General features: G+C 67.1%; 11 protein-coding genes. 1 reads left to right on the plus strand and 10 read right to left on the minus strand.

The features are described from left to right. The 8 genes from bamA to ACPEH1_RS19870 all read right to left on the minus strand — a co-directional run. The coding region (bamA, locus tag ACPEH1_RS19835; RefSeq protein ID WP_423716264.1) for an outer membrane protein assembly factor BamA at positions 1–1,355 on the minus strand (1,355 nt) is incomplete at its 3' end. Between the two features lie 72 nt (positions 1,356–1,427). After that, positions 1,428–2,786 (minus strand): RIP metalloprotease RseP, encoded by a 1,359-nt coding sequence (gene rseP / locus ACPEH1_RS19840; RefSeq protein ID WP_287256248.1) that lies wholly within the window; start codon positions 2,784–2,786, stop codon positions 1,428–1,430. Positions 2,787–2,820: 34 nt separating this feature from the next. Next, on the minus strand, positions 2,821–4,011 hold the full coding sequence (locus tag ACPEH1_RS19845; protein WP_287256245.1) for a 1-deoxy-D-xylulose-5-phosphate reductoisomerase: 1,191 nt from the start codon (positions 4,009–4,011) through the stop codon (positions 2,821–2,823). A 2-nt stretch (positions 4,012–4,013) separates the two neighbouring features. Then, positions 4,014–4,838, minus strand: coding sequence for a phosphatidate cytidylyltransferase (locus tag ACPEH1_RS19850; RefSeq protein ID WP_017355312.1), 825 nt, complete (start codon positions 4,836–4,838; stop codon positions 4,014–4,016). Beyond that, entirely contained in the window at positions 4,835–5,605 is a 771-nt protein-coding gene (gene uppS / locus ACPEH1_RS19855; RefSeq protein ID WP_017355311.1) for a polyprenyl diphosphate synthase, read from the minus strand. Before uppS ends, ACPEH1_RS19850 begins: the two co-directional genes overlap by 4 nt. A gap of 6 nt (positions 5,606–5,611) precedes the next feature. Continuing rightward, positions 5,612–6,169: a ribosome recycling factor gene (gene frr / locus ACPEH1_RS19860; RefSeq protein ID WP_017355310.1), complete on the minus strand. Its 558-nt coding sequence runs from the start codon at positions 6,167–6,169 to the stop codon at positions 5,612–5,614. 137 nt (positions 6,170–6,306) lie between these two features. Beyond that, on the minus strand, positions 6,307–7,038 hold the full coding sequence (gene pyrH, locus ACPEH1_RS19865; RefSeq protein WP_017355309.1) for a UMP kinase: 732 nt from the start codon (positions 7,036–7,038) through the stop codon (positions 6,307–6,309). A 124-nt stretch (positions 7,039–7,162) separates the two neighbouring features. Then, a complete protein-coding gene (locus ACPEH1_RS19870) occupies positions 7,163–8,662 on the minus strand; it encodes a GGDEF domain-containing protein (protein ID WP_017355308.1) in 1,500 nt (499 codons plus the stop codon). Positions 8,663–8,954: 292 nt separating this feature from the next. Between ACPEH1_RS19870 and ACPEH1_RS19875 the strand changes: the two genes are divergently transcribed. Then, on the plus strand, positions 8,955–9,650 hold the full coding sequence (locus ACPEH1_RS19875) for an AIM24 family protein (RefSeq protein WP_017355307.1): 696 nt from the start codon (positions 8,955–8,957) through the stop codon (positions 9,648–9,650). Between the two features lie 105 nt (positions 9,651–9,755). Here ACPEH1_RS19875 and tsf read toward each other — a convergent pair whose 3' ends face one another. Further along, positions 9,756–10,634 carry a translation elongation factor Ts gene (tsf, locus tag ACPEH1_RS19880; protein ID WP_017355306.1) on the minus strand — a complete coding sequence of 293 codons (879 nt, stop codon included), beginning with the start codon at positions 10,632–10,634 and terminating at the stop codon, positions 9,756–9,758. A 126-nt stretch (positions 10,635–10,760) separates the two neighbouring features. After that, positions 10,761–11,156: 30S ribosomal protein S2 (gene rpsB / locus ACPEH1_RS19885; protein WP_423716265.1), on the minus strand; the 396-nt coding region annotated here is incomplete at its 5' end.

Below are 11,156 nucleotides of genomic sequence, written 5' to 3' on the forward strand. Positions count from 1 at the left end.
TGCGACAGCTGCACCGAGGTGGTCATGCCGTAGGACTGCGAATAGCCCAGGCCGAACACGAAGCTGCCCGAGGTGGTTTCCTTGACGTTGTAGACCACGTCCACCTGGTCGTTGCTGCCGGTGACCTGCGGGGTTTCCACGTCCACCGCCTCGAAGTAGCCCAGGCGCTGCAGGCGGATCTTGGAGCGGTCGATCGCGGCCTGCGAGTACCAGCTGTTCTCGAACTGGCGCATTTCGCGACGCAGCACTTCGTCGGAGGTGCGGGTGTTGCCCTTGAACGTGATGCGGCGCACCTGCACGCGCGGACCCGGCACGACCTGCATGTTGATCGCCACGGTACGGTCGGCGCGGTTGCTGGTCGGGATCGGGTTGACCTTGGCAAAGGCGTAGCCGATGTTGGACAGCGAATTGGTGATCGCATCCGAGCTGAATTCCAGCAGCGCACGCGAGAACGTGTCGCCGGACTTCTGGATCACCATGCGCTCGACATCCTCCTGCGGCAGGATGGTGTCGCCGGTGACCTTGATCTCGGAAATCTTGTACTGCTCACCCTCGGTCACGCCGGCGGTGATGAACATGTCGCGCTTGTCGGGGCTGATCGACACCTGGGTGGAGTCGATGCTGAAGTCCACGTAGCCGCGGTCCAGGTACCAGGAGTTGAGCTTTTCCAGGTCGCCGGACAGCTTTTCCTTGGAGTACTGGTCGTCGCGGCGATACCACGAGGCCCAGTTGTGCTCCTTGGATTCCCAGGTTTCCAGGATGTCCTCGGAGGCGAACTTCTCGGTGCCCACCAGGTTCACGTGCTGGATCTTGGCGGCCTTGCCTTCCTTGATCGCGATGGTGATGTCCACGCGATTGCGGTCCAGCGGGCTCACGGTCGGGGTGATGTCGACGTTGTATTTGCCGCGATCGTTGTACTGGCGGCGCAGTTCCTGGGTCACGCGGTCCAGGCTCAGGCGGTCGAAGGTGCCGCCCTCGGTCAGGCCGATGTCGCTCAGGCCCTTGAGCAGCTGGTCGCTCTTGATGTCCTTGTTGCCGGTGACGGTCAGCTTGTTGATCGCCGGGCGCTCACGCACGGTCACCACCATGATGTTGCCCTGGCGGTCGATCTGCACGTCTTCGAAGAAACCGGTCTTGTACAGGGCGCGGATGGTCTCGCCGACCTTGTTGTCGGTCAGGGTGTCGCCACGCTCCACCGGGAGGTAGGTGAACACGGTACCGGAGGTGATGCGCTGCAGACCATCGACACGGATGTCGCTGACGGTGAAGGGCTCGGCTGCCTGCGCCAGGGCGGGCGCGCCGAAACCGGCGGCGAGTGCGAGGGCAAGCAGGCGGCGATTGGGGAGTCGCGTCATGTCACGTCCGGTTGGAGTCGATTTCAACATTGCGGGATGCCGGCGTGTAAGACGACGACAAAAGAAAAAAGTTCATCGCTGGGCCAGACCAAGGATGTCGTTGTAGAACGCCAATCCCATCAGTCCCGCCAGCAGCGCCAGGCCGATGTACTGACCGGCGGCCATGGCGCGCTCACTGAGCGGGCTGCCCTTGACCAACTCAATAAGGTAATACAGCAGGTGCCCGCCGTCCAAGATGGGGATGGGCAGCAGGTTGATGATGCACAGGCTCAGCGACAGCAGGGCCAGGAAATACAGGAACCAGTCCACCCCGCGCTTGGCCGTGCCATTGGCCACCTGGGCGATGGTGACCGGCCCGGACACGTTCTTCAGGGAGGCGTTGCCGGTCACGATGCGGCGCATCATGCCCAGCGAATCGCCGGCCAGGCGGGCGGTTTCGCGCAGCGCCACCGGCACGGCGGCGAACGGGCCGAACTTCAGCTCGGCGTCGTAGGCCGGGGCATGGCCCTGCGGGAAGGCGATGCCGAGCTGCCAGGTCGCCTGGCCGCGCGGACCCTTGCCCGCCTGGGGGGTGACCTCGAGCGCCAGCCGTTCACCGGCACGCAGCACGTCGATCATGCCCGCGCCACCGCGCTGGCCAAGCGCCAGCACCTGGGCCGGCACCTGGTCGGCCGCTTCGATGCGCTGGCCGTCCACGGCCACGATCAGGTCGCCCGGCAGCAGCACGCCGTCCGCCGCCGAGCCCGGCACCACGCTGTCCACCAGTGCCGGCTGCAGCCAGTACTGCCAGTTCAGGCCCGCCAGCACCGGAACACGGCGCTCGTCGAAGCCGGCCGGCAGCTGTGACAGCGGCAGGATGCGGGTGCGCTGCTGGTCCTGGGTGTCCAGCACCTCGACCTGCGCGTCCTTGCGGTCCATCGCCGCCGTGGTCAGGGCCATGCTGGCCTCGCCGGCGGTGACGACGTCGCGCCCGTCCACCCGCAGCACCCGGTCGCCGGCCTGGAGGCCGGCGGCCTGGGCCATGCCCGTGGTGCGGCCGATGGTGGCCGAATAGTCCTGGCGACCGATCACGAACATCGCCCAGAGCAGGGCCACGCAGAGCAGCAGGTTGGCCAGCGGGCCGGCGGCCACGACCGCGATCCGCTGCCAGACGGTCTTGTTGTTGAAGGCCTGCGAGCGCTCGGCCAGCGGTACCTCGACCTCGCGCTCATCGAGCATCTTCACGTAGCCACCGAGCGGAATGGCGGCAATCGCGAATTCGGTGCCGGCGCGGTTGCGGCGCATCCACAGGGGCCGGCCGAAGCCGACAGAGAAGCGCAGTACCTTCACCCCACAGCGGCGCGCGACCCAGTAGTGGCCAAACTCATGGAAGGTCACCAGCAGCCCAAGGCTGACGATCATCCACCAGACCGATCCGATGAAGTCACCCATGAGCGATGGCAAAGTAAGAGGGAGCGTCGGGCATTCAGGCGGGGTCGATGGCGGCTTCGGTGATCTGGCGGGCACGGCGGTCCGCGCTCAGCAGGACCTCCAGTGTATCGGCGGACTCCACCGACAGTGTTGACAGAGCGTTAGCCACCAGCGCCGGAATGGCAAGGAAAGCGATCCGACCCTGAAGAAACGCTGAAACCGCCACTTCATTGGCCGCATTGAGCACGGCCGGCGCGGTACCGCCGGCGGCCATCGCCTGCCACGCAAGCTTCAGGCAGGGGAAGGCGTCGGTGTCGGGGGCCTCGAAATCCAGCCGTCCCTGGGTCAGCAGGTCCAGCCCGCCGACACCCGAGTCGATCCGGCGGGGCCAGCCCAGGCCGACGGCCAGCGTGGTGCGCATGTCCGGCAGGCCGAGCTGGGCCAGGGTGGACCCATCCACGAACTCGACCAGCGAGTGGACCAGGCTCTGCGGGTGCACCAGCACGTCGATGCGCTCGCCGGGCACGTTGAACAGGTGGTGGGCCTCGATCACTTCCAGGCCCTTGTTCATCAACGTCGCCGAATCGACCGAGATCTTCGGCCCCATCGACCATTTCGGGTGCGCCACGGCCTGGGCCGGAGTGACGTCGGCCAGCTCGGCGCGGCGGCGGCCGCGGAACGGGCCACCCGAGGCGGTGAGGATGATGCGGCGGACGCCGGCCCCGTCCAGGCTGGCGTCACAGGAGCGCAGGCACTGGAAAATGGCGCTGTGCTCGCTGTCGATCGGGATGATCTCGGCGCCGGCCGCGGAAGCCTGGCGCATCAGCAGTTCGCCGGCCAGCACCAGCGACTCCTTGTTGGCCAGCAGGATGCGCTTGCCGGCCCGGGCTGCGGCCAGCGTGGACGACAGCCCGGCCGCGCCGACAATGGCCGCCACCAGGGTGTCGCAGGCATCGCTGGCGGCCAGGGCATCCAGTGCGGCCGCCCCGGCATGCGCCTCGGTGGCCAGCCCGGCGGCCTGCAGGCCGGCGCGAAGGGCCGGATACAGGGTCGCGTCGGCGATCACCGCGTGATCGGGCCGATGCGCCACGCACAGCGCGACCAGCGCGTCGACCTGACGGCCGGCAGCCAGCACGCTGGCGCGATACCGGTCGGGATGGCGTGCCATCACGTCCAGCGCGGATGCGCCGATCGAACCGGTGGCGCCGAACACGGCGACCTGGCGGGGGGTGTTGACGCTGGTCATGCTCAGAATCCGAAGATCTCCTTGCCGAGGGCGAAGACCGGCAGGGCGGCCAGCACGCCGTCGACGCGGTCCAGCACGCCGCCGTGGCCGGGGATGATGTGGCCGGAGTCCTTGGCGCCGGCGTGGCGCTTGATCAGGCTCTCGAACAGATCACCCAGCACCGAGGCGAACACGGTGACGACAGCGGTGATGGTCAGGCCCACCAGGTGGCCGCTCTCGACCCCGGCGATGAAACCGAAGCCCAGCGCGACCAGCAGGCCGGCGACCATGCCGCCGCCCAGGCCTTCCCAGGTCTTGTTGGGGCTGATCCGCGGCGCCAGTTTGGTGCGGCCGAAGGTGCGGCCGGCAAAGTAGGCGCCCGAATCGGCTGCCCACACCACCGCCAACGCGGTCAGCAGCCACAGGTGGCCGTTGCTGCCGCTGGCATGGATCAGCACCAGCGAGGCCCAGGCCGGGACGATGGCCAAGGTGCCGGCGAGCAGCTTGAGCGCACGCGCCGGGCTGCTCGGGCTGGCGCCGAAGTTGAAGAAGCGCAGCCATACCAGGGCCAGCACCCACCAGCCGATGCCGATCAGTGCGGCGATCTGGTACAGCACCAGCGAGCCGTCGCCGGCCCACACGATCAGCACCATCAGCACCAGGTTCAGGACCAGCAGCACGGTGCGGGCGAGGGTGTCGTCGACATCGGCCAGCTTCAGCCATTCCCACAGGCCGATCAGGAACACGGCGGCGGCGGCGGCGGCCAGCCACGGGGTCGGCAGCAGCAGGATGGCCGCAATGGCGACCGGCGCCATGATCAGTGCGGCGATGACTCGGGTTCTGGTCATGGGGTCGTGGTCTCGGTGGCCAGGGCGGCGATCTGGGCGCTGGTCAGGCCGAAACGACGTTCACGCGCGGCGTAGGCATCCAGGGCCTGCTGCAGGACGGCGGCATCGAACTCGGGCCACAACACGTCGGTGAACCACAGTTCGGTATAGGCCAGCTGCCACAGCAGGAAATTGCTGATGCGGGTGTCGCCGCCGGTGCGGATGAACAGATCCGGTGGCGGCAGGTCGGCCAGCGCGATGCGGCTGCCGAGCAGGGCTTCGTCGATCTGCTCGGGCAGCAGGCGACCGGCCGCCACTTCGGCGGCAAGGTCGCGCGCGGCCTGCGCGATGTCCTGGCGGCCGCCGTAGCTGGCCGCGATGTTCAGGGTCATCGCGCGGTTGTCGGCGGTGCGTTGTTCGGCCAGCTGCATGCGGCTGACCAGGCCGGCGCCGAAGCGCTGGCGGTCGCCGATGAAGCGTACGCGGACCCCGCGCCGGTGCAGCTCGTCCACTTCGCGATCGAGCGCATTGAGGAACAGCTTCATCAGCGCATCCACTTCCTCCTGCGGCCTCCCCCAGTTCTCACTGGAGAAGGCGAACAGGGTCAGCACGGCGATGCCGCGCTCCAGGCAGAAGTCGATGGTGCGATTGACCGCGCGCGCGCCGGCACGATGGCCGATCACGCGCGGGCGACGACGCTTCTGTGCCCAGCGCCCGTTGCCATCCATGATGATGGCCAGGTGGCGGGGCAGGGGCGCGGCAGTGCCGCTGGACGGGGCTGAGGTCATGGGGGCTCAGACCGCCATCAGTTCCTTTTCTTTCTCTGCCACGACACTGTCGACGTCCTTGATGGACTTGTCGGTCAGCTTCTGGATGTCGTCTTCACCGCGCTTCTTGTCGTCTTCGCTGATCGACTTGTCCTTGAGCAGCGCGGCGATCGCCTTGTTGGCGTCCTGGCGGATGTTGCGGATGGCGATCTTGGCGCCTTCGCCTTCCTTCTGCACCTGCTTGCCCAGCTCCTTGCGGCGCTCCTCGGTCGGCGGCGGCAGGTTCAGGCGGATCACGGTGCCGGCCACGTTCGGGGTCAGGCCGAGGTCGGAGGCGTAGATGGCCTTCTCGACGTCCTTGATCATGCCCTTGTCGAACAGCGTGATGACCAGCGAATGGCCCTCGGAGACGCTGATCGACGCGACCTGGTTGAGCGGCGTGTCGGTGCCGTAGGCCTTGACGGTGATCCGGTCCAGCAGCGACGGCGATGCGCGGCCGGTGCGGATGGAGGTGAGGGTGTGCTTCAGAGCATCGATGCTCTTTGCCATGCGCGTCTGCGCGTCCTGCTTGATATCGTTGAGCATCGCCCGAATCCTGGATGTAACTGGAATCGGGCGATTATAGGCGAATACGGGCCGATACCGGGCCCATCGGCACCAGTTCCGCGCCGCTGCGTGGGCTGCGGTTGCGGAATCGGTGCCGTTTGCCGGGGGCGCGGGGGTCAGGCAGCGCTGTCGCGGCCCTGCACCAGGGTGCCGATGTTCTCGCCGTGCAGGATCTTCAGCAGTTCGCCCGGCTGGCCCATGTCGAACACGCGCAGCGGCAGGTCGCTGTCGCGCGCCAGTGCGAAGGCGGCGGTGTCCATCACTTCCAGGCCGCGGCGGATCACTTCGTCGTAGCTCAGCGTGTCAAAGCGCACGGCATCGCTGTACTTGTTGGGGTCCTTGTCGTAGACGCCATCGACCTTGGTGGCCTTCAACAGCAGATCCGCGCCGATCTCGATGGCGCGCAGGGCGGCACCGGAGTCGGTGGTGAAGAACGGGCTGCCGACGCCGGCGGCGAAGATCACCAGGCGACCCTTTTCCAGGTGCCGGATGGCGCGGCGGCGGATGTAGTCCTCGCACACATCGTTGATCTTGATCGCGCTCATCACGCGCGCCTTGGCGCCGAGCTTTTCCAGCGCATCCTGCATGGCCAGCGCGTTGATCACCGTGGCGAGCATGCCCATCTGGTCGCCGGTGACGCGGTCCATGCCGCCTGCGGCCAGGCCGGCGCCGCGGAAGATGTTGCCGCCGCCGATGACCAGGGCGACTTCAGCCCCGGCCTGCTGGGCCTCGAGCACTTCACGCGCCAGCCGGTGGATCACTTTGGGGTCGATGCCGTAGTCCTCGTCTCCCATCAGCGCCTCCCCGGAAACTTTCAGCAGGATGCGGCGATAGGTGAGATTGGACATGGTGGCCTCTGGATGCGTGGAAAACGCGGGAATTCTACTGGAAGCCGGGCCGCGGAGCAGGATTATTTTGCTGCACTGCGGCGTCCGTGGCGGGACCGCCGGGGGCCTGTCGTCACGGCCCCGTTCAGGCCGGGGCGGAGCTCGGGGAGCGAGCGATGACGCGGTTGCGGCCCAGGTTCTTGGAGCGGTACAGCACGTCGTCGGCGGCCTTCAGCAGGTCCTGAACATCGGCAAAACGCTCGTAACCGCCCTGGGTCGCCACGCCGGCCGAGAAGGTCACGAACAGGGGGCCTCCCTCCAGTTCGGCCATCGGCGTGTTGACGATGTTGGCCAGGACCCGGCGTACCACTTCCAGGGCCACCGGTTCGGTGGTGTTGGGCAGCAGGGCGATGAACTCCTCGCCGCCGAAGCGGGCCACGGTGTCGCTGTTGCGGAGCTGCTCCTGCAGCTTGCTGGCGAACATGCGCAGGACCTGGTCGCCCATCAGGTGGCCGTGGGCATCGTTGATTTTCTTGAAGTCGTCCAGGTCGATGAAGGCCACCGACAGGGGCCAGCCGTGCCGGGTGGCGCGCAGGAACTCCTGTTCCAGCACGGCCTCGAGCTGGCGGCGGTTGAGGACGCCGGTCAGGGCATCGCGATGGGCCTGCTCGGCCAGCCGGTTGGCGCGCGCCTCGAATTCATCGGCGCGCTTGCGGGCCTGGGCGGCGTCCTGCATCTCGCGCAGGTTGCGCAGGGTGGCCAGTTCCTGGGCGTGGTCGATCAGCTGCTGGACGCGCGCCGGGGAGAACAGGGTGGTCTCGAACAGGGCGCCGATGTCCGGCAGCGCTTCGCTGATGCGCGCCAGGACCTGGTCGAACTGGGCGCTGTCCAGCTGCAGCCGGGTATTGACCAGCTGCAGGGCGTGTTCGCGGGCCGCATCGGCGTCGCGGCTCAGCCAGATGTCGGCTACCGCGCCCGAGACGGCGACGCAGGCCTGGAAGGTGTCTTCGGTGGCCTCGGGCTGCTCGCTGCGCGCGATGCTCTCCACCAGGTAGCGCGGCAAGGCCCACGCTTCGGCGATCCAGGCGCCTACGTCGGCATGGCTGCAGGCGAGGTGTTCACGTTCCAGTGCCACCAGCGCGTCGTTGTCGGCGGCCTGGCGGAGCAGGGGCAGATAGCGTTCCGGCTCGGCCTGGGCCAGCGCAAGCACGCCGATGTCCTGCAGCAGGCCGGCCAGCATCAGCTCTTCGGCCTTGCGCAGACCCCGCGCCTGGCCGAGCAGGCTGGCGGCGAGGGCGCTGAGAATGCTGCGTCGCCATGCGCGTTCGCGCAGGTCCTGGCCTTCGCCCGGGCCGGTGAGCCCCTGGGTCACGGTGAAGCCAAGGGCGAGGCTGACGGTGGCGTTGAGGCCGAGCATGGTCAGTGCCTGGCCGAGGTTTTCGATCCGGCGGCGGCTGGCGTACAGCGGCGAGTTGGCGATGCGCAGCATGCGCGCGCTCAACGCCATGTCGATGGCGATGATGTCGGCGGCAGTGGTGATGTCCGCTTCCGGGTCCTGCGCCAGCTCGATGATGCGCAAGGCGATACCGGGTGGCGAGGGCAGGTTGCGGCAGAGCGCCAGGGCGGCTGTCAGCTCGGGAGGCATGGCGGGGCTATTGATGTGTTGTGGCAAGAATACATGGTGTGCGTCACAGATTTGATCGTGGATTCTTGCGTTGTTATGGAAACTGGCGTTGGCAATGGTGCGCCGAGGCGCCATGCAAGGCAAAACCAGTGGGCAGACTGCAGGGGGCAGGCGCGACAGGTTCTTTGGTAACACATCCGCCGACGAATGGGGGAGTGGCGGGCGAGAGGTGGGGGCCTGGGGTTCGAAGGCGTGCGCCGTTGGGGCGGTGGGCGCTACCATTCGCGGTCTCAATCTCAAGGACGTTGTCCCCATGACCGTGAAGTCGCTTCAGGAGTTTCTGTCCACCACGCAGGAAAAGGATGTGAGCGCCGACGCGTTCGAGCTGGAAAGCCCGCGGATGCTGGAGGTGCGTGTCGATGGTCTGGTGTGGGCCAAGGCGGGGTCGATGGTGGCGCGCAAGGGCGGGGTGAAGTTCACCCGCCAGGGCATCCTGGAGCAGGGGCTGGGCACGCTGCTGAAGAAGATGGTCAGCGGCGAAGGCCTGCAACTGATGAAGGTGGAAGGGCAGGGGCGGGTGTACCTGGCCGATGCGGGCAAGAAGGTGACGCTGCTGCGGTTGGCGGGCGAGTCGATCTTCGTCAACGGCAACGATGTGCTGGCCTTCGAAACCGGGATCGAGTCGAAGATCACGATGATGAAGAAAGTGGCGGGGATGCTGTCCGGCGGGCTGTTCAACATCAGGTTGAGCGGGCACGGCATCGTGGCCGTGACGTCGCACTACGAGCCGATGACGCTGCGGGTGACGGCGCAGGGCGGGCCGGTGTTCACCGATCCGAACGCGACGGTAGCGTGGTCGGGTTCGCTGTCGCCGGAGGTGGTGGCGGATGTGTCGCTGGGCACGCTGGTCGGTCGCGGCTCGGGCGAGAGTCTGCAGATGAAGTTCGCCGGCGAAGGCTGGGTGGTGGTGCAGCCCTACGAAGAAGTGTCGTTCCAGTCAAAGGGCTGAGGGGCGCTGCAACGTCAACGGCGGCGATGTCACGCGCAGAGGCGTGGAGCAAAAAAAAAGCCCGGCGTCAGCCGGGCTTTTTCGCTATCGCGCTGGAGGCGATGATCAGGCCAGACCGGCCTGCTTCATCACTTCGGCCGCGTAGTCTTCCACGACCTTCTCGATGCCTTCGCCAACGGCCAGGCGCTTGAAGCCGACCACGTCGCCGCCGGCCGCCTTCAGCACCTGCTCGACCGACTGGTTGGTGTCCAGCACGTACGGCTGGCCGTACAGGGTCACTTCGTTGACGATCTTGGCGATCTTGCCGCTGATGATCTTTTCCAGGATGTCGGCCGGCTTGGACTTGTCCTTGTCGGACATCTTGGCCAGTTCGATTTCCTTTTCCTTCGCCACGAAGTCGGCCGGCACATCGGCCGCCTTGTTGTGCGGCGGGTTCATGGCAGCCACGTGCATGGCCAGGCCACGGGCCAGCTCGGCGTCGCCGCCGGCCAGTTCAACCAGCACACCGATGCGGCCGCCGTGCACGTAGGCAGCGACGTTGTTGGTCGATTCCAGACGCACGATGCGACGCACGTCGACCTTCTCGCCGACCTTGGCGATGACGGCGGCGCGGGCTTCTTCGATGGTCTCGCCGGTCGGCAGCTTGGCGGCCTTCAGCGCGTCGATGTCGGCAGCGCCCGAGCTCAGGGCGGTGGCGGCAACGGCCTTGGAGAAGTCCAGGAAGTTGCTGTCCTTGGCGACGAAGTCGGTTTCGGAATTGATCTCGACCAGCACGGCCTTGTTGCCGTCCTGGGCGGCAACGATGATGCCTTCGGCAGCAACGCGGTCAGCCTTCTTGTCGGCCTTGGCCAGGCCCGACTTGCGCAGCCATTCGGCCGAGGCGTCGATGTCGCCGCCATTTTCGGTGAGTGCCTTCTTGCACTCCATCATGCCGGCGCCGGTGCGCTCGCGCAGTTCCTTGACCAGGGAAGCAGTGATTTCCACGGGATTTCCTCACGAAAGAAAGGGGTTGGGCCGGCATGGTGGCCGGCCCGTGTGACAGTGTCCTGTCGTCGCGCCGTTGGCAGCGGACAGGATCGGTGGGCGCGTGGCGCCCACCAGGGGCCTGGATCAGGCCTGGGCTTCGCCCTTGTCGGCAGCGGCCTTCTTGGCCGGAGCGCGACGAGCCGGCTTGCCTTCTTCGGCGGCCGCGGCTTCGGCGAACTCTTCTTCACGGACGGTGGCGGCGTGCGGCGCAGCAGCCTTGCCTTCCAGCACGGCGTCGGCAGCGGCGCGGGCGTACAGCTGCACAGCGCGGATGGCGTCGTCGTTGCCCGGGATCGCGTAGTCGACCAGTTCCGGGTTGTAGTTGGTGTCGACGACAGCGATCACCGGGATGCCGAGCTTCTTGGCTTCCTTGATGGCGATGTCTTCGTGGCCGATGTCGATGACGAAGATCGCGTCCGGCAGACGGTTCATGTCCTTGATGCCGCCCAGCGAGGCTTCCAGCTTGTCACGCTCGCGACG

Origin of the sequence: Stenotrophomonas sp. NPDC077421, assembly GCF_049545505.1 — a bacterium.
Lineage (GTDB): Bacteria > Pseudomonadota > Gammaproteobacteria > Xanthomonadales > Xanthomonadaceae > Stenotrophomonas > Stenotrophomonas nematodicola.